Origin of the sequence: Rhizobium favelukesii, assembly GCF_000577275.2 — a bacterium.
Classification (GTDB): domain Bacteria; phylum Pseudomonadota; class Alphaproteobacteria; order Rhizobiales; family Rhizobiaceae; genus Rhizobium; species Rhizobium favelukesii.
The window spans coordinates 3,254,378-3,269,989 of the sequence record NZ_HG916852.1 but is presented as its reverse complement, the minus strand read 5'-3'; the positions used below and the strand labels follow the sequence as shown (position 1 = coordinate 3,269,989).

21 protein-coding genes are annotated in these 15,612 nt (G+C 61.0%); 8 read left to right on the top strand and 13 right to left on the bottom strand.

Annotated elements, in window-relative coordinates; translation table 11 throughout:
• The first annotated feature begins 11 nt into the window (after nucleotides 1–11).
• Complete coding sequence (locus LPU83_RS54800; RefSeq protein ID WP_024316114.1) at nucleotides 12–896, top strand: LysR family transcriptional regulator; 885 nt, start codon at nucleotides 12–14, stop codon at nucleotides 894–896.
• Between the two features lie 49 nt (nucleotides 897–945).
• Here LPU83_RS54800 and LPU83_RS54795 read toward each other — a convergent pair whose 3' ends face one another.
• From LPU83_RS54795 to LPU83_RS54785, 3 genes are all read right to left on the bottom strand, one after another.
• The gene (locus LPU83_RS54795) at nucleotides 946–1,824 is read right to left on the bottom strand and encodes an aldo/keto reductase (protein ID WP_024316113.1); all 879 of its coding nucleotides are present in this window, start codon (nucleotides 1,822–1,824) and stop codon (nucleotides 946–948) included.
• 196 nt (nucleotides 1,825–2,020) lie between these two features.
• A complete protein-coding gene (locus LPU83_RS54790; RefSeq protein WP_024316112.1) occupies nucleotides 2,021–2,302 on the bottom strand; it encodes a hypothetical protein in 282 nt (93 codons plus the stop codon).
• A 5-nt stretch (nucleotides 2,303–2,307) separates the two neighbouring features.
• Nucleotides 2,308–3,105 carry a DUF899 domain-containing protein gene (locus LPU83_RS54785; protein WP_024316111.1) on the bottom strand — a complete coding sequence of 266 codons (798 nt, stop codon included), beginning with the start codon at nucleotides 3,103–3,105 and terminating at the stop codon, nucleotides 2,308–2,310.
• A 122-nt stretch (nucleotides 3,106–3,227) separates the two neighbouring features.
• Here LPU83_RS54785 and LPU83_RS54780 point away from each other — a divergent pair, with 122 nt between their 5' ends.
• Nucleotides 3,228–4,448, top strand: a complete 1,221-nt coding sequence (locus LPU83_RS54780) for a hypothetical protein (protein ID WP_024316110.1) — start codon at nucleotides 3,228–3,230, stop codon at nucleotides 4,446–4,448.
• 9 nt (nucleotides 4,449–4,457) lie between these two features.
• A complete protein-coding gene (locus LPU83_RS54775) occupies nucleotides 4,458–5,090 on the top strand; it encodes a Vgb family protein (RefSeq protein ID WP_024316109.1) in 633 nt (210 codons plus the stop codon).
• A 58-nt stretch (nucleotides 5,091–5,148) separates the two neighbouring features.
• Here the strand turns inward: LPU83_RS54775 and LPU83_RS54770 are convergent, their stop codons facing one another.
• Genes LPU83_RS54770 through LPU83_RS54755 form a run of 4 tightly spaced genes read right to left on the bottom strand, consistent with a single transcriptional unit; the run spans nucleotide 5,149 to nucleotide 8,835 of the window.
• Nucleotides 5,149–6,309, bottom strand: a complete 1,161-nt coding sequence (locus LPU83_RS54770; protein WP_024316108.1) for an ABC transporter permease — start codon at nucleotides 6,307–6,309, stop codon at nucleotides 5,149–5,151.
• Nucleotides 6,306–7,256, bottom strand: a complete 951-nt coding sequence (locus LPU83_RS54765; RefSeq protein WP_024316107.1) for an ABC transporter ATP-binding protein — start codon at nucleotides 7,254–7,256, stop codon at nucleotides 6,306–6,308. The genes LPU83_RS54770 and LPU83_RS54765 overlap by 4 nt, the downstream gene beginning before the upstream one ends.
• Nucleotides 7,253–8,218 carry an HlyD family secretion protein gene (locus tag LPU83_RS54760; protein WP_024316106.1) on the bottom strand — a complete coding sequence of 322 codons (966 nt, stop codon included), beginning with the start codon at nucleotides 8,216–8,218 and terminating at the stop codon, nucleotides 7,253–7,255. The genes LPU83_RS54765 and LPU83_RS54760 overlap by 4 nt, the downstream gene beginning before the upstream one ends.
• Nucleotides 8,215–8,835, bottom strand: coding sequence for a TetR/AcrR family transcriptional regulator (locus LPU83_RS54755; RefSeq protein WP_024316105.1), 621 nt, complete (start codon nucleotides 8,833–8,835; stop codon nucleotides 8,215–8,217). The genes LPU83_RS54760 and LPU83_RS54755 overlap by 4 nt, the downstream gene beginning before the upstream one ends.
• 17 nt (nucleotides 8,836–8,852) lie before the next feature.
• On the opposite strand from LPU83_RS54755, the gene LPU83_RS54750 reads away from it, so the two are divergent.
• From LPU83_RS54750 to LPU83_RS54740, 3 genes are all read left to right on the top strand, one after another.
• The gene (locus LPU83_RS54750; protein ID WP_157997363.1) at nucleotides 8,853–9,116 is read left to right on the top strand and encodes a hypothetical protein; all 264 of its coding nucleotides are present in this window, start codon (nucleotides 8,853–8,855) and stop codon (nucleotides 9,114–9,116) included.
• 57 nt (nucleotides 9,117–9,173) lie between these two features.
• Nucleotides 9,174–9,932: an adenylate/guanylate cyclase domain-containing protein gene (locus LPU83_RS54745; RefSeq protein WP_024316103.1), complete on the top strand. Its 759-nt coding sequence runs from the start codon at nucleotides 9,174–9,176 to the stop codon at nucleotides 9,930–9,932.
• Between the two features lie 104 nt (nucleotides 9,933–10,036).
• Nucleotides 10,037–10,759 (top strand): 3-keto-5-aminohexanoate cleavage protein, encoded by a 723-nt coding sequence (locus LPU83_RS54740; RefSeq protein WP_024316102.1) that lies wholly within the window; start codon nucleotides 10,037–10,039, stop codon nucleotides 10,757–10,759.
• A gap of 63 nt (nucleotides 10,760–10,822) precedes the next feature.
• On the opposite strand, the gene LPU83_RS54735 is transcribed toward LPU83_RS54740, so the two are convergent.
• Nucleotides 10,823–11,083: a YMGG-like glycine zipper-containing protein gene (locus LPU83_RS54735; RefSeq protein WP_024316101.1), complete on the bottom strand. Its 261-nt coding sequence runs from the start codon at nucleotides 11,081–11,083 to the stop codon at nucleotides 10,823–10,825.
• Nucleotides 11,084–11,271: 188 nt separating this feature from the next.
• Between LPU83_RS54735 and LPU83_RS54730 the strand changes: the two genes are divergently transcribed.
• Nucleotides 11,272–11,586 carry a DUF2934 domain-containing protein gene (locus tag LPU83_RS54730; RefSeq protein ID WP_024316100.1) on the top strand — a complete coding sequence of 105 codons (315 nt, stop codon included), beginning with the start codon at nucleotides 11,272–11,274 and terminating at the stop codon, nucleotides 11,584–11,586.
• Between the two features lie 140 nt (nucleotides 11,587–11,726).
• Here the strand turns inward: LPU83_RS54730 and LPU83_RS54725 are convergent, their stop codons facing one another.
• The 4 genes from LPU83_RS54725 to LPU83_RS73110 all read right to left on the bottom strand — a co-directional run bounded on the left by LPU83_RS54725 (nucleotide 11,727) and on the right by LPU83_RS73110 (nucleotide 12,841).
• On the bottom strand, nucleotides 11,727–11,984 hold the full coding sequence (locus LPU83_RS54725; RefSeq protein WP_024316099.1) for a DUF982 domain-containing protein: 258 nt from the start codon (nucleotides 11,982–11,984) through the stop codon (nucleotides 11,727–11,729).
• Between the two features lie 139 nt (nucleotides 11,985–12,123).
• Nucleotides 12,124–12,318 (bottom strand): hypothetical protein, encoded by a 195-nt coding sequence (locus LPU83_RS54720; protein WP_024316098.1) that lies wholly within the window; start codon nucleotides 12,316–12,318, stop codon nucleotides 12,124–12,126.
• A gap of 62 nt (nucleotides 12,319–12,380) precedes the next feature.
• On the bottom strand, nucleotides 12,381–12,617 hold the full coding sequence (gene rpsU, locus LPU83_RS54715) for a 30S ribosomal protein S21 (RefSeq protein WP_024316097.1): 237 nt from the start codon (nucleotides 12,615–12,617) through the stop codon (nucleotides 12,381–12,383).
• A gap of 38 nt (nucleotides 12,618–12,655) precedes the next feature.
• Nucleotides 12,656–12,841: a hypothetical protein gene (locus LPU83_RS73110; protein WP_051166692.1), complete on the bottom strand. Its 186-nt coding sequence runs from the start codon at nucleotides 12,839–12,841 to the stop codon at nucleotides 12,656–12,658.
• Between the two features lie 771 nt (nucleotides 12,842–13,612).
• On the opposite strand from LPU83_RS73110, the gene LPU83_RS54710 reads away from it, so the two are divergent.
• On the top strand, nucleotides 13,613–14,650 hold the full coding sequence (locus tag LPU83_RS54710; protein ID WP_024316096.1) for a DUF3095 family protein: 1,038 nt from the start codon (nucleotides 13,613–13,615) through the stop codon (nucleotides 14,648–14,650).
• A gap of 337 nt (nucleotides 14,651–14,987) precedes the next feature.
• On the opposite strand, the gene LPU83_RS54705 is transcribed toward LPU83_RS54710, so the two are convergent.
• Nucleotides 14,988–15,494, bottom strand: coding sequence for a MarR family winged helix-turn-helix transcriptional regulator (locus LPU83_RS54705; RefSeq protein ID WP_024316095.1), 507 nt, complete (start codon nucleotides 15,492–15,494; stop codon nucleotides 14,988–14,990).
• Nucleotides 15,495–15,612 lie beyond the last annotated feature (118 nt).

Sequence of the window (15,612 nt, the reverse complement as noted above, 5' to 3'; positions counted from 1 at the left end):
AATCGTCGAGGATGCGCTTTGACCTTGCTGATCTCCGTCTCTTTCTCGCCGTTGCCGAGGCGGGCAATATCACCCGTGGTGCGGCCGAGGTCGGCCTGTCGCTTGCGGCCGCAAGTGAGCGTTTGCGGGCGATGGAGGCCACCGGCAACGTGATGCTCCTGGAACGCGGCCGCAGAGGCGTATCGCTGACACAAGCGGGCGAGGCCTTGGCTCACCACGCGCGGCTGATCGAGCGCCAGATGGCACGCATGCGCGGCGAGTTGAGCGAACATGCCAAAGGATTGCGGGCAACGATCCAGGTACTCGCCAATACCGCCGCGATAATGGAGTTTCTTCCGGGACGGCTTGCATCCTGGATGGCCATGCATCCGACGATCGATCTCGATTTGAAGGAGCGACAGAGTGCTGAGATCGCGCGGGCGATATCGGCCGGCCACGCAGAGATTGGCATCCTATCCGATGCCGTGGAAACCGGCGACCTGCACCTCCGCCATTTCGCCACGGACAGACTGGTGATCGTTGCTGGCAAGCAGTGGAGATTTGCGGGACAAGCCAACATCGCCTTCCGGGAAGTCCTGGACCAGGACTTCATAGGCCTTATGGACGGAGCGCTGCAAAGTCATATTGAAGATCAGGCCATGCGACTGGGCAGAAAGCTGAAGTTGCGCGTCCGGGTGCGAAGCTTTGAGGGCATATGCCGTCTCGTTTCCAACGGGGCAGGCATTGCCATTATTCCCGCCACGGCCGCAAGGCGCTTTCGCAGGTCGCATGCATTATCCGAAGTGCGCATTGCCGACGCATGGGCCAGCCGGCGGCTGGTGCTATGCTGCCAGTCGCCGGATTGGCTGACGAACCAGGCGCGGCATCTCTTCGCTCATCTGGCCCTCAACGCCTGACTAAGAGCACTTGCCCCAGTTGGACAAGTCGCTCGGGTTCACGTCTGCGTTAGGAGCCAGATTGGCGAGCCGCTTCGTCCAGGGCTACAAAGTCCCCTTCATCGAGAACGATGCTAGCGGCCGCAACATTTTCCTCGAGATGCTTCACCTTGGAGGTTCCCGGAATGGGCAACATCACGGGGCTGCGCTTGAGCACCCACGCCAAAGCAATCTGGCCTGGCGTCGCGCCATACTTCTTGGCCAGCATGTCAAGAATGGAGCCAGGACGGGCAAGCTCGCCTGCCGCCAGTGGGTACCATGGAATGAAGCCGATACCCTCGCGCTCGCAGTAGTCCAGCACATCCTCGCTGCCCCGATCCACGAGGTTGTAGCGATTTTGAACCGTCGCCACGGGAAATACCTTTCGGGCGGCCTTTATGTCTTCAACCGACACTTCGCTGAGGCCGGCATGGGCGATGAGGCCCTGATCCAGGAGCATCTTTACCGCCCCGAACTGCTCTTCGCGAGGGACCGCTGCATCTATGCGGTGTAGTTGCCACAAGTCGATCCGCTCGATGCGAAGCTTCTTGAGGCTGCCTTTCGCTCGGTCGAGAAGATATTCCGGCCGCCCCTTCGGCGTCCACCGGTCCGGCCCCTCGCGGGTCAGCCCGGCTTTGGTCGCAATCAACAGCCCCTTATAAGGATACAACGCTTCGCTGATGAGCTCTTCGGACACGTCGGGGCCGTAGGAATCGGCCGTGTCAATGAAATTGACGGCGATCTCGGGCAGGCGACGCAGGGTTGCCAACGCTCCGGCCTTGTCTGCAGGCGGCCCCCAGATACCGGGTCCCGTAATACGCATCGCCCCGAAGCCGAGACGATTGATGGTGATGGTGCCGATCGAAAATTGTCCCGATGCGGCCGCTGAGATCGTGGAACTGAATGGCACGGACCTTCTCCCGATTGCCTGTCTGGTTGGGTGGCTTTACTCGGGGCTTAAGGTGGAGCGGGCAGGGAGCAATGCAAGGCACTCGGTGCAATCGCCATTGCCTTTTGCAACGAGGTCCCGAAGTCGACAAGGGCGGAGCAAAGCACGCTCTGGCGCCCGGAATCTTAGCCGGTAGCGACAGTTCCGGGTCTGCGCATCAGGGCCGCCCAGGTTCGGCCGGACGTCCGGAAATCAGGCGCAACCACGGCGGCAGGTGGAAGACGCACATCAGCAGGTACATCGTCGTCATGCCATCCACAGGAAAAACGTCCTGCATTGCGGAGCAGATCATATCTGCTCCGCCGCTTGCCAGGGTGACAGTCGCCATGATGGCGAAGGTTGGCGCCGCTGCCAGGCGCAGCCAATCGCCGACGCCTGCTATATTGCCGGTCGGTGTCTCGACGGATGTGCTGCGCCGTGTCTGGTCGGAGGAAAGCATGAGCGTCATCCCTGGCCGTATTCGTCATGCAGCCGCCACCAGATACCCTGCTCATTGCGGCCTCGGGGCGCGCGGTCGAGCCATTGATACACGCCCCAAATGCTGTCCAGGCCGCGCGCATAGCTTGAGTAGGTGTGGTAGACCGCGCCGTCCTCGAGCACGAAGGCGCTGACACCCGGCCGGTCGCGCGTGTACGTCGCGACATCCGTCCCGGTCATTGCGGCGATCTGGGCGACTGGGCTCTCGCTGCCGCGCAGTTTCCATTCCTGCACGGTCTGGCCTTCTGATAGCACCCGTGCCGGTGGCTCGCGGCGATAGTTATACTCTATCCCGCCTTCGCGCTGCTGCTCTTCGCTGAACAAGACGCTGAAGTCGAGGTTGAAATCGCTGCCGAAAGAGGATGCCCAGTCGAAGCTCCATCCCATCCGTCGCTTGAAAGCCTGCAGCTTGGCAAGCGGTGCGCGGGAAACGGCGGTGAAGGCGACGTCATGGTTTTCGAGATGGACGGCGACGCCGTTGAAGCCGTCTGCGATCGACGAGCAGGAGGGGCATCCGGCCGTATAGTCGGGTCCGAACATGAAATGGTAGATGAGAAGCTGCGAACGGCCCTTGAAGAGATCGATCAGCGAAGCGCTGCCATTGGCGGTCTCGAACCGGTATTCCTTGTCAATCCGCACCCACGGCAGTTCCTGGCGGCGTTGCGCCAGCATGTCGCTGCGCCGTGTCAGTTCCTTCTCTTCTGCGAGCAGGTCGAGCCGCGCCGCAAGCCATTCTTCGCGTGTACCGGTGATATGCATCGTCATCATGCTTCTCCTGTTGCTGCCTGTGGGCTTAGCATTGCCGCCACTTGCGGCTGCTTGGTGGTCGTGAGCAGACTAGAGCCGGAGTGGGAGATGGTGGGAGTGACAAGTTTGACGGGATTTTTATGGACTCGATGATCATCGCTGCGGCGAGGCTGCTCGCGACCGGTGATCTTCTCGGTGCCTTGAAGAGGGTCGCGTTGCGTAACGATGCGCCTGCGCTCGCGCTTCGGGGCATCGCGATGGCACAGCTTGGCGATCTCGTCCGGGCGAAGGCCCTGCTGAAGGCGGCTGCCCGTGCGTTCGGGCCAAAAGAACCCGTCGCGCGGGCGCGCTGCCTCGTCGCCGAAGCAGAAATTGCGCTCGTCTCGCGCGATCTAGGCTGGCCGGCCAAGACACTTACCGCCGCGCGCGAGGTGCTCGAAGCGCATGATGACCGTTTGAACGCCGCACATGCACGGCATCTCGAAGCCCGGCGGCTGCTTCTCATCGGCCATCTCGACGAGGCCGAACGCCTGCTCGCCGGGGTCGATTCGGCGCCGCTCACGCCCCCCTTGCTGACGGGCTACGAACTCGTCGTCGCCGGGATTGCTATCCGCCGTCTCCAGACAGGCGTTGCGCGCGCGGCGCTGCGCCGGGCAGAAAATGCTGCGCGCGAGGCGGGCATTCCCGCACTTCGTGCGGAGGTCGAAGGGGCCTTCGAGGTTCTGAGAACGCCGGCGGCACGACTGATCAGGCGTGGCGAGGAGCGGTTCTTGCTGCTGGAGGAGGTCGAGGCGGTGCTGGCGTCAGGGGCGCTCGTGGTCGATGCATGTCGCTATGTCGTGCGGGACGCGGACGCGGTTGTTTCGCTGACGACGCGCCCGGTGTTGTTCGCGCTGGCGCGTGCGCTCGCGCAGAGCTGGCCGACAGACGCATCGCGGAACGCCCTCGTTGCCCGTGCATTCAGGGCGAAGGACGCCGATGAATCGCATCGCGCCAGGCTGCGTGTCGAAGTCGGACGGCTGCGCGGCGAGCTTCACAGGATAGCGGATATCAGAGCGACGAGGGACGGCTTTGTGCTTGCACCGCGTCGCGCCGCTGAGGTGATCATCCTGGCCCCGCCCGTCGAGGAGCAGCATGGTGAGGTCCTCGCATTTCTGGCGGATGGGGAGGCCTGGTCGAGTTCGGCGCTGGCGATCGCGATCGGTGCAAGCCCACGCACAGTGCAGCGGGCGCTTGACGCACTGGCGGCAACGGGCAAGGTGCAATCCTTCGGACGCGGGCCGGCGCGCCGGTGGACGATACCGTCGCTGCCGGGTTTCCCGTCAACTTTGTTGCTCCCAGGTCCACTGCCGAACGACTAGGATAAGCCCATGAAACACAGCCAAGCTGAAATCCTTCGTGAATATGGCCCCTTTCCGAACGCGGACCGTGTTGCCGGCGTCACCTTTGACGGCCGGCATGTCTGGTTTGCCTCCGGCGACAAGCTCAATGCCTTCGATCCCGAGGTCGGCGAGGTCGTGCACTCGATAGACGTTGCCGCACATGCCGGAACGGCTTTCGATGGGCGCTATCTTTTCCAGATTGCGGAAGACCGGATCCAGAAGATCGATCCGAAGACCGGCGAGGTGCTATCGACGATCCCGGCCCCCGGCAATGGCGGTGATTCCGGGCTTGCCTGGGCTGAAGGAACGCTCTGGGTCGGAGACTACCGTGGCCGAAAGATCCATCAGATCGATCCGGACACCGGCGCGCTTCTTCGCAGCATCGAGTCCAGCCGCTTCGTTACCGGCGTGACCTGGGTCGATGGCGAACTCTGGCACGCCACTTGGGAAGGCGATGAGAGCGATATCCGGCGCGTTGAACCTGAGAGCGGGCGCGTGTTGGAACGCATCGACATGCCGCCTGGCCTGACCATATCGGGGCTCGAGTCCGATGGCGCAGATCGCCTCTTTTGTGGCGGGGGAACCAGCGGCAAGGTCCGGGCCGTTCGCCGGCCCAGATAGCCAGGCAGCCTGTTGTGTGTACCGCGAAGGGATCCGCACCGCGGACATCAGCCTGCGACTAATCCAATGTCCTGCGGAAGCGGCGGACGGCGATGAGCATGGCAACGGCCATCAGGCAGGCGAGGGCGATCGTGTCATAGGCAAGCGTCTGGATACTGGCGCCCTTCAGCATGATCGCCCGGACGATCCTGATATAGTGGGTCAGCGGCAGGGCCTCACCGATCCATTGCGCCCATTTCGGCATGCCGGCGAACGGGAACATGAAGCCCGACAGCAGGATATTCGGAAGGAAGAACATCATCGCCATCTGCATGGCCTGCAACTGATTGGCCGCGATCGTCGAGAAAGTGTAGCCGATCGAGAGGTCGGTGATGACGAAGAGCGTGGTCGCTGCCGCGAGCGAGGCCGGACCACCGAGGATTGGGACGTGGAACACAAGCAGGCCAGCGCCGATGATCAACAACGACTGGATGAGGCCGATCAGCACATAGGGCGCGATCTTGCCCAGCATGATTTCCAGCGGTTTGATCGGCATGGAGAGCAGGTTCTCCATCGTACCGCGTTCCACCTCGCGCGTGACCGAGAGAGCCGTGAAGATCAGCAGCGTCATCGTCAGGATCGTGCCGAGCAGGCCGGGCACGATATTCAGGGTCGATGAACCGGCCGGATTATAGCGACGGTGCTGGACGATGGAGAAGGCGGGGGAGAAGGCGGGCTTGGTCGGTTCGGAAAATTCGACCTGGCGGTCGTTGGCGAGAGCCGACGTGACGATGCCGGAAAGCGCGCCGAGCGCCGAACTCGACGCGACCGGATCGGTGGCGTCGGCCGCGACCAGCAGCGAGGGCGTATCGCCGCGGCGAAGCGAGCGTTCGAATCCCTCGGGAATTTCCACCACGAACAGTGCCCTGCCGGATTGCAGAATCGAATCCATGTCCTCGGCGCGCGTCACGACCGAACGGATCTGGAAAAAATCCGTGTTTTGAAGGGCCGCCAAGATGGATCGGCCGACATCGGTATTCTCGCGCATCAGCACTGCGGTCGGCAGGTTGTGCGGCGTCGTGTTGATCGCAAAGCCGAACAGGAACAGCTGCATGATCGGCAAGGCGACCATCGTCGCCAGCGTTATGCGGTCGCGCGTCATCTGGATGAATTCCTTGACGGTCATCGCCCAGAAACGCCCGAAAGTGCCGCCATTGCCATTTGCCACTGTGGTCGTCATTGAAAATTGTCCTCCGAGCGGCGCATCAGATCGATGAAAGCATCCTCCAGCGTTGCCTCGCCCTTTTGCCACTTGAGATCGGACCGTTCCTGGTAAGGCGCGATTGCCTTCTCGAGCGCCTGGGGATCGCGGCCGGCAACATGCAGGCTCGTCCCGAACGGCGCGATCATGTCCACGCCCGGCTCGTTCTCGAGTTCGGATTGGAGGCGATGCACCTCCGCGCCGGAGACGGTCCATGTCACGAGGCCGGTGCCGGCGATGACTTCGTCCACCGTTCCCTGCGCCAACAGTTTGCCATAGGCGATATAGGCGATCTCATGGCAACGCTCCGCCTCGTCCATGTAATGGGTGGACACCAGCACCGAGAGACCGTCGGCGGCAAGCGCGTGAATCTCGTTCCAAAAATCCCGGCGGGCCTTGGGATCGACGCCGGCCGTCGGCTCGTCGAGGAGGAGCAGCGCCGGTTCGGGCAGGATGCAGGCACCGAGCGCAAGGCGCTGTTTCCAGCCGCCCGATAGCTCTCCTGCCAACTGCTGTTCACGGCCTTTCAAGCCGAGGCGCTCAATGGCGGCGCTTGCTTTGCCGCGGGCGTCAGGCAGGCCGTAGACGCGGGCGACGAATTCCAGATTCTCCCGGATCGACAGGTCCTGATAGAGCGAGAATTTCTGCGTCATGTAGCCGACGCGGCGGCGGATGCGATCGCTCTCGGTCAGGATGTCGAAGCCAAGGCAGGTGCCATCGCCGCTGTCTGGTGTCAGCAGGCCGCAGAGCATGCGGATCGTCGTGGTCTTGCCGGAACCGTTGGGGCCGAGAAAGCCGTGAATGCGGCCCTTCTTGACCGACATCGAAAGGTCATCGACCACCTTTCTGCTGCCGAAACTCTTGGTGAGGTGATGGACGTCGATCACGGTCCCGGGCGCGTCGATGGCCATTGCCGTGTCGCTCATGGTCGGGCTCCCGCAGTGACATCCACCGGCTGGCCCGGGCGCAACGCCTTTGGATCGGCGGGGATCGCCTCGAGGCGGTAGACGAGTTTGGCACGCTCTTCGAGGCTGTAGATTACCGGTGGCGTATACTCGGCGTTCTTTGCGATGAAGCTGATCTTCGCATCGGTGGGCTGGCACGCGTTACAGGCGACGCGGATCGACTGACCAAGCGAAAACAGCGCAATCTCGGTTTCAGGCACGAAGAAGCGGATGCGGATGTTCTCTGGCGGCAGGAGGGCCACGATCGGCCGGCCGGCGGGCACGACCTCACCGGTGCGATAATAGACGGTCTCGATGCTGCCTGTTGCCGGAGCCGAGACGAAGCGGCGGGTGAGCGCTGCTTCTGCAGAGGCGAGATCGGCCTTTGCGGCTGCAACAGCCTCCCTCGATTGGCGCAGCGTCTCAATGCGGGCGGGCAGGTTGGCGAGCGTAATCTGGCTGCGGACATTGTCGAGGACGGCACGGTTAGCGGCTTCGGTGGCCGTCGCCGTGTCGAGGTTTGCCTTTGTTGCGGTGCCGCGCTCGACCAGGACGCGGGTGCGATCGAGATCCTGTGCGGCAAGCTCGAGTCGGGCGATTGCCTCACGTTCGCTGGCGCGCAGCATGTCTATTTCTTCCGGCCGCTTTTGCTTGGCTTCGGCGAGCTCCAGTTCGGCCTGCAGGCGGGCGAGCGAAGCGCGTGCGGCGCCGACTGCGGCCTCCTCGCTCTGCGAGTCCAAACTGAAGAGCGGCGCACCGGGCGCAATTGCCTGGCCTTCCGCGACATCGAGCTTGACCAGGCGGCCGCTGTTTTCCGCGCCGATGAACAGCGTGTCAGCCTCGATCCAGCCTTGGTAGGCGCGCTGGGATTTGTCGGAAAACAGGAAGGGCAGGGCGGTAAGCGCCGCGCCGGCCACGATAACGACGATGAGAATTCGTTTCATATCGCGCCTCCTTCCGGCACGAAGAGCGTGTCGAGAAACGTGTCGAAGAGTTTCTGCGTGTCGAGATGCTCGTAGCCTTCGAACAGCGTCGTCCAAATGATCGACATCAAGGCCGGCGCCATGACCAGTTGCGGGACGTCGGCCACGGCGGGATTGCGTAGCTCGCCGCGCGTAGCGGCACGGGCAAGCAGGACACGCACGATCGCGAGGCCTTTGGTGATGATCTCGCGGTAGTAGAATTCGGTCACAACGGGGAACATCGGACCCTCGGCAAGGATCAGCCGCAGCAGGTGCCGACGCTCCGTCTCCAAAACCTCGCGCTTGAAGAGCGCATAGAACATCGACACGGCGGTACGCGCCGGGATCATCTCCTTCTGCACCAAGCCGCCGACTTCCCCGAGGATCGGGGAGGCAACACCGGACACGAGTTCGATGAACAATCGCTCCTTGTCGGGGAAATGCAGGTAGACCGTGCCTTTGGCGATGCCTGCGCGGGCTGCGACATCCTCCATCCGTGTCGCGGCGAAACCGCGCTCTGCAAAACAGGCAAAGGCGGCCGCCAGGATCTCGGCTCTACGCTGCTCCGGATCTCGTCTTTCTCGCTTTTTTTCTGCCATCCCCTTTGCACCAAAATATGACTGACTGGACAGTCATTAACATAAAGTGCGGTTTTTTGCAAGGAAAAGAGACGAACGTTGCAGCCAGTTATGTGCAAATGGCAGCAGGCGCTGCCGTCCCACAAGCGTTCATCAGCCGAAAAATCGCCATGCCTCTTTCAAGCTCGACGATCTCCAAGCAGCGGACGTTGTCGCAGCATACCTCTGATGATCAGCGCGTCCCACGGCAGATGTTCAGTGATCCCCAACCCCAAGAGTTGCCAACTGCCGGCGAATATTAGAAGTTTGTTTTTCGAGCCGGGCAACAGCCGGCCTTTCTGCTGGAGGGATCGCGGATCATGACAACGGCCTCCCATCCGATAGACCCGGTCAGTCACGGCGACGCCAGGATTTGCCGGGGGTGCTGGGATCAAATGCACGTGCCCATTCCGATCCGGGGCGCGCTTGCGCTTCCGTTCCGCGTATTTGGCGTCACCCGCAGCAAGATGAACCCGAACATTTGCACGATTTGCGAGCGGTCGTTTCGCTACGTCAAGAAGAAGCGCCAGATCACCGCCAGCGTCACCATCCTGTTTGCTGACATCAGAGGGTTCACAGCCCTTTCGGAACAGATTGAACCAGTCAGATTGAGCGACATTGTCAGTCTGTTCCAGGACCGGTGTGCGCAGGCGATCTGGGCTCACGACGGCATCGTCAACAAGCAAATGGGCGACGGTCTGATGGCGATCTTCAATTTTCCGATCGTGCGGAAGGATCACGCTGCCGCAGCGGTTATGGCGGCAATGGACATACAGCGACGCTGCGCGGCCGCGCTCGACAGCCTTGACGCCGATCAAGGGTTGGGTGTCGGTGTCGGCATTCATAGCGGCGAGGTCGAGATCGGTGAGTTTTCGAGCTTCCGCAGCGATTTTACCGCGATCGGTGGGACCGTTAACTTGGCCGCGCGGCTGGAATCTCAGGCCCGTGCTGACGAGATCATAATATCGCCGGAGACCGCCGCTCAGGCTGCGCATCTTGCCTCGGGGGCCGAGGCCCGCCTGCTCTTGCTCAAGGGGATACAGCAACCGGTCCAGGCGCGGGTGCTCATGAAGAGCTGATTTTCAGCATGGTCTTTTGGCCGCTGTGAAGACACTATCGGTATCAGCCACCAAAACAGGCAACATGATGTCAACTGCGACGGGGCAATAAGGAAACACCCGCTGTGATCGTTCAAGCCTGCATCAATGGCGCGCGGCCAACCGATTACCATCCGCGATTGCCTCTGACGCCTGAGGCAATCGCAAGGGACGCTGCTGCTGTCGTCGCTGCCGGCGCCGCGGAACTCCATGTTCACCCGCGTGCTGCTGACGGAAATGAAAGTCTTGTAGCAGTCGATGAGACGATCGATGCGGTTCGACGCACGTGCCCCGGCTCTCTCGTGGGCGTCTCAACCGGGGCCTGGATTGAAGGTGACGAGCTGCGAACCCTGGAGGCCATTCGTCAGTGGGGTGTCTTGCCCGATTATGCGTCAGTGAACCTTTCGGAAAGCAACGCCCCGGCCGTCATGACATTACTCCGCGAAAAGGGAATTGGGATCGAAGTTGGGCTGGCATCAGTCGCGGACGCGGAACGATACATTCGCCTTGAAGCACATGAGCGGGTGTTGCGCATACTCATCGAGCTCGACAACGAGCAGGAGCTGCAAGCCGCTCGCGATGTCGCGAAGGGGATCGTCGATACGCTTCAGCGTGCCAATGTGCAGCGGCCCATCCTGATGCATGGTTTCGACGCCACCGTTTGGCCATTCGTGCAACTGGCCAAAGAGCAGCGTTATTCCACGCGCGTCGGCCTCGAAGATGGAAAGTTTCTTCCCGACGGGGCGATCGCAGCGAACAATGCCGAGCTTGTTGCCGCCACGGTCGCGATCTTTCGCGGTCAAGGCTGAGCGCAATGCGGGACGCCAGCACGCCAAACATCAGCCTCGCGTTTGGCGCGCCCTAGAATATGCTCAGCGCGGACAGGCGGCGACATATCGCCGGCCGTAACGATCCCGGTAGTAGCACTGACCAGGCTGCCCTGCGACGTTGCCGATAACGGCGCCAGCGACGCCACCTATGGCGGCACCCACGGCGGCACCGCGCACATTGCCGGTCGCCACACCGCCAATGACCGCGCCCGAGGCCGCACCAATTCCCGCGCCCTGCTCGGTCGGCGTGCATCCGGCAATCGTCACTCCTGCCAGAAGAAGCAAAATCGATAGGCGTTTCATCTCGCTTTCCTTCCTGCTTTAAGTCGTTCGCGCGGGGGTAGATAGAGGCATTTCGGAAAAGACAATCGCTGCTTTAATTCGCCGCCGCGGCCGGCTTCATTCGATCAATCGATGCCGGTGTCTCCATTGCCTATTGGACCGCTTGCGCCAGTTAAGATCGGGTTGCAACGAAGAGTAGGATCCTTCACATGAAAGAGCATGAAGAGAAAATCCGCCGCCGCGCCTATGAGATCTGGGAGCAGGAGGGACGCCCCCACGGTCAGGATATGAAGCATTGGCTGGCAGCCTTCAAGGAATTCGGCGAGCAGGCCGATGGTTCAACTGGCCGTGCTTCGACAAAGTCGACGGCCAAGGCGAAATCGGCAAAGCCGCGAGCTGCGACGAAAACCGCAGCTGAAAAACAAGCCGGGAAGAAGACAAAAGTGGCTGCGATCGCGATAACCGCAGCTCCCGAAGACAAGCCCCGTCGCGCGCGTTCTGCGAAGTCCGTCACAACGCACTAGATCGTCAGCGCAGCTTTGGGCCGACTGAAGTGGCTGAGCCCGTTACTGTAAGACGTGTGCGTTTGCTTGGGCGTGCGGGTTGGACTTGCGCGCCGTTGGGCGAAGGCGGCCAAATCTAGCAGCCTTCGCCCCGACGCAAGTCATGCCAGGACCTCTGCCTCTACGGCAGCTGCGACGAAAGCGTCTCGTGCGGCTTCCAGGTGCGCGAGATAATTCATGGCTTCCACGCATCTGCGCTTGGCGGCTTCAAGGTGCATGCTGTTTTGGATCGGCCACCTGTGCTCCAGATAGTCAACTGCTTCGGCAGGACCGTGGATATGCTCACAGGGGCGTGCTCCAATCCGTATAGCCACGGGCGCAGCCCACCTTTGTTCGGTTGCATGGCTGATAGTGTTCATGATGAACCTCCTCTTTGCCAACAAACGATAAGCGGGATGTAGGTGTTCGTCGGAGCCGATCAACACCCTACGCCGGCGTGAGACCGTGCCTCGCCATGTTGATCCCCGGGGCGATTGTCGACCGGCGGGCGCGGGCCAATCAGTGCACGCTTGGCAGTTTGGCCGTTACGGCGTAGTCCTCCGCCACGAGTTCGCTGATTGCGATCAGAACCTCTTCGGCGGTAAAGCCGGAGGCGATTGTCATACGGATCAGATCCTGAAGATCCGGCTCGATCACGTCCCGGCAGTCCTCGAGACGTTCATCGGAAACAGTCAGGCTATGCAGTTCTTCCATAATTGACCTTTCTCGGGATGGAGCTGCCGCCGAGGACACCCGGCGACAATAGTCGCGACACGTTATCGGCCGGATGAGCGCCGCTTGGGGGAGGCCAAGAGGCCTTCGCGCTGCAACTTCTTGCGGGCCGCCTTGCGCTGCCTGGCGATTGCCTGTGCCCGTTCACGCACGCGTCTCTCGGACGGCTTCTCGTAGGCTCGGCGTTCCTTCATTTCGCGGAACAGACCCTCACGCTGCATCTTCTTCTTCAATGCACGCATGGCCTGTTCGACGTTGTTGTCTCTGACAATGACCTGCATCTTTTTCTCCTTGTTCTTGAGGTTCAGTGGTTTGCCTCTCAGCCAAGCTGCTGGGCGATCAGTTCCTGCAGTTCACGACGCGTGAGAAGGCAGGGGTAAGGTTTCCAGTTCTTGTCCGGGCGGCGAGCGGCGTCATCGCGCTCGCGCGGGCTCGCCGCTGGTGCGGCGGGAGCTTTGGGTTTGTTCAATTGAAGTCCTTTGCCGCATGGTGGCGTTCTCGACATGGCGGCCTCGGTTTCCATCAGCGGCTCGGAGGAAACGCACCAAGATGCGACGCACGATGCGTCGACCATGTCATGTTCGAATTTTTCGGGTGACCGCCACAAGATGGGTACTCGGGCGATGCGTTGCAAGGCTTCGGCCTGTCACACGCCGTGGCGTCCGGTCAGATGCTCTATGTCGATGGCGGCATTGCGACCAGCCGTTGAAGGCATCTCTGGGCGTCGGTCGCTTGGATTTTGGCGAGGTCACCGCAAAACAGACGACGTGAGTTTTGCAGTGACCTCTTGATGACTAGGAAATGTAATCATCCAAGCGCATGCTACCTGAAGCACTGAAACATGGAATTTATCACATACGGTAATCCACATGTACTTTGGGAGCGGCCGGCTATTGCGCGGCTTCCAGCTATGAGCCTTTTGGGGAATGTCGGGCTTGAAACGGATACTGCTGTTTGCATGCGACCCTCTTTCGTATGATGCCTCCGTCTACCGCTGTTCAGAAACCACGAGGTCGTCATTCGCAGACCTCGGTCCTTACGATTCAGTCATGCGAAGCGTGATCCGGCCGTTCCCCTCTTGCATCCTTGTTCATAAATCGTATCCGATTAAATCACAAATATATTGACGTAGCGACGCGGTTCGCGTATTTAAGCGCATCCGAGTTATTCGGGCGCGAATTAAATTGGCGGAAAGGACGTCGCTATGTCCGGCGAGACCAGGTTCAGGCAGTCGATGCAATCGGCGATTACCGCCATGCAGGCCGGCGGACGCTCGATGCGTAGCGATCATCCAAACACGCCCCGGGCCTATAGCGAGTTTTCGCGAGTGCTCGACCCCTCTATCTATGAGGCGTTACCCGATGATTGGCTGGTCGGAATAACGGATGTCGTCGGCTCGACGTCGGCGATTAAGTCGGGACGCTACGAAGACGTCAACTACGCTGGTGCGTCGGTGATCGCCGCGGTCGGAAACGCGTGGGGCGACTTCGATTTTCCCTTCGTATTCCGCGGCGACGGAGCCGCATTCGCGCTGCCGCCCCAGGGGATCATGACCGCGACTTCCGCGCTGCGGCAGGTGAGCGCCTTTGCAAAGGCCAATCTCAATCTTGCTCTTCGGGCCGGCTTGCTGACCGTGGGTGAAATACGTGCCAATGGACGCGACGTGCGCATTGCGCGCTACGCCGCCTCTGAAAACGCGACCTATGCGATGTTTGCCGGCGGTGGCCTGAAATGGGCCGAGCGGCAAATCAAGAACGGGCGATACCTGGTGAAGCCAGGCAGCTACACGACCAAGCCCGATCTGACCGGCCTGACCTGCGATTGGGAGCCGTTTCTCAGCCAGCGGGGCGAGATCCTCTCGCTGCTGGTGGAGCCATACGAAGACAGGAGCCCGGAAGCCTTCGCGTCGCTGGCAAAGTGCGTGCTTTCCGTTCTCGACGCCGGAACGCGGCAGGCCCAACCCTTGTCGCGGAATACCGCCATCGCCAAGGACAGCGCCAGGACAGTCGATCTCGAAGGCTGGCCGGCGGTCGCCTCCAACTCGGACTTCCGCAAATATGACGATGGCCTGCGTCTCACGCTGGATTGCACTCGCGAACAGATCGAAACAGTCGAAGCCATCCTGGTTGCGGCAAAGGCGCGGGGCGAGGTCAACTTCGGACTGCACCGCCAGTCCCACGCGCTCATGACCTGCTTTGTGCCTTCGGGAAAGCCGGATTCGCATCTGCACTTTCTCGACGGCATGGGTGGCGGATACGCCAAGGCGGCCGAGATGATGGAGGCAAATGAGCTTGCCTTGGTGTCATTGCGGTAGAAGGGATGCCGTCGGGTTCGCGCGGGTGTCGGCCAGTTCGGGTGACGTTCGATCGGTCATGCTATTTTATTTTTGCAACGCCTCGAGCAATTCCGGTGCTCGGCTTTCGATCAGCGAAGGCCTTGTCCAAGGCTACACCGCGGGGCTCGCAAACAGCGGCGCTACGGGTGCCGCCACGCCGAAATCTTGTGTTCGAGGGTCCGTCGCGGATTGCTGGAAGCACAACCTAAAAGCCCGACACTTTCTTTCCACTTTCCGAACAACGAAACCTGGACGGCTGCATCCGAGGGCCGAGGCGGGCGCCGAACGCATCGACGCTCACTGGCAGCGACAATAATCAATCCTTCGCCGGTCCGTCCTTTATCACCTTCAGGAGGTTGTTGCGCAGCCGCACCACCGATTTCTGCACGACCGGAAAGTCCTCACCCAGGCCAGTGGCTTCGACCAGCGGTGCTCCGGGATCGGCCTCCACAAGATTGCGTCCGGCGGGGGTGAGCGTCACGCGGACTTGCCGTTCATCAGCAGGATCGCGTTTGCGCTGGATATAACCCAAGGATTCAATCTTCTTGAGTATCGGTGTCAGCGTGTTTGATTCCAGGAAGAGCTTTTCGCCGAGAGCTCCCACAGTCTGGTCGTCCTTCTCTGACAGGGCAACCATCGCGATGTACTGGGTGTAGGTCAGGTTCAGCTTATCCAGGATCGGTTTATAGGCGCGTCCGAAGGCGAGGTTTGCCGAGTAGACTGCGAAGCACAGAAAGTTTGAAAGCGTGTTGCCCTTGCTGTCGGTGTCGCCGGAGGAGGGCGTCTCAACCACCAGGCTCTTTGCGGTTTTAGATGCGGACATGGGAGATCCTATTCGGTTTCTCTTCGTTCCCTCTTATATAAATCGTATCCGATTAAATCGCAATGGTATTGACAGCTCCGTTTCGTTGATCTATTTAAATCGTGTCCGAATGAAGCGG

What these genes read in the sequence shown, in the direction of transcription:
- LPU83_RS54790 (WP_024316112.1), bottom strand. Translation starts at nt 2,302, where the DNA reads ATGCTTTCCTCCGACCAGACACGGCGCAGCACATCCGTCGAGACACCG.
- LPU83_RS54755 (WP_024316105.1), bottom strand. Translation starts at nt 8,835, where the DNA reads ATGGCAGAAAAAAAGCGAGAAAGACGAGATCCGGAGCAGCGTAGAGCC.
- LPU83_RS54770 (WP_024316108.1), bottom strand. Translation starts at nt 6,309, where the DNA reads ATGACGACCACAGTGGCAAATGGCAATGGCGGCACTTTCGGGCGTTTC.
- rpsU (WP_024316097.1), bottom strand. Translation starts at nt 12,617, where the DNA reads ATGCAGGTCATTGTCAGAGACAACAACGTCGAACAGGCCATGCGTGCA.
- LPU83_RS54705 (WP_024316095.1), bottom strand. Translation starts at nt 15,494, where the DNA reads ATGTCCGCATCTAAAACCGCAAAGAGCCTGGTGGTTGAGACGCCCTCC.
- LPU83_RS54745 (WP_024316103.1), top strand. Translation starts at nt 9,174, where the DNA reads ATGACAACGGCCTCCCATCCGATAGACCCGGTCAGTCACGGCGACGCC.
- LPU83_RS54785 (WP_024316111.1), bottom strand. Translation starts at nt 3,105, where the DNA reads ATGACGATGCATATCACCGGTACACGCGAAGAATGGCTTGCGGCGCGG.
- LPU83_RS54710 (WP_024316096.1), top strand. Translation starts at nt 13,613, where the DNA reads ATGCGTAGCGATCATCCAAACACGCCCCGGGCCTATAGCGAGTTTTCG.
- LPU83_RS54765 (WP_024316107.1), bottom strand. Translation starts at nt 7,256, where the DNA reads ATGAGCGACACGGCAATGGCCATCGACGCGCCCGGGACCGTGATCGAC.
- LPU83_RS73110 (WP_051166692.1), bottom strand. Translation starts at nt 12,841, where the DNA reads ATGTCGAGAACGCCACCATGCGGCAAAGGACTTCAATTGAACAAACCC.
- LPU83_RS54750 (WP_157997363.1), top strand. Translation starts at nt 8,853, where the DNA reads ATGACTGACTGGACAGTCATTAACATAAAGTGCGGTTTTTTGCAAGGA.
- LPU83_RS54780 (WP_024316110.1), top strand. Translation starts at nt 3,228, where the DNA reads ATGGACTCGATGATCATCGCTGCGGCGAGGCTGCTCGCGACCGGTGAT.
- LPU83_RS54800 (WP_024316114.1), top strand. Translation starts at nt 12, where the DNA reads ATGCGCTTTGACCTTGCTGATCTCCGTCTCTTTCTCGCCGTTGCCGAG.
- LPU83_RS54760 (WP_024316106.1), bottom strand. Translation starts at nt 8,218, where the DNA reads ATGAAACGAATTCTCATCGTCGTTATCGTGGCCGGCGCGGCGCTTACC.
- LPU83_RS54725 (WP_024316099.1), bottom strand. Translation starts at nt 11,984, where the DNA reads ATGAACACTATCAGCCATGCAACCGAACAAAGGTGGGCTGCGCCCGTG.
- LPU83_RS54775 (WP_024316109.1), top strand. Translation starts at nt 4,458, where the DNA reads ATGAAACACAGCCAAGCTGAAATCCTTCGTGAATATGGCCCCTTTCCG.
- LPU83_RS54720 (WP_024316098.1), bottom strand. Translation starts at nt 12,318, where the DNA reads ATGGAAGAACTGCATAGCCTGACTGTTTCCGATGAACGTCTCGAGGAC.
- LPU83_RS54730 (WP_024316100.1), top strand. Translation starts at nt 11,272, where the DNA reads ATGAAAGAGCATGAAGAGAAAATCCGCCGCCGCGCCTATGAGATCTGG.
- LPU83_RS54735 (WP_024316101.1), bottom strand. Translation starts at nt 11,083, where the DNA reads ATGAAACGCCTATCGATTTTGCTTCTTCTGGCAGGAGTGACGATTGCC.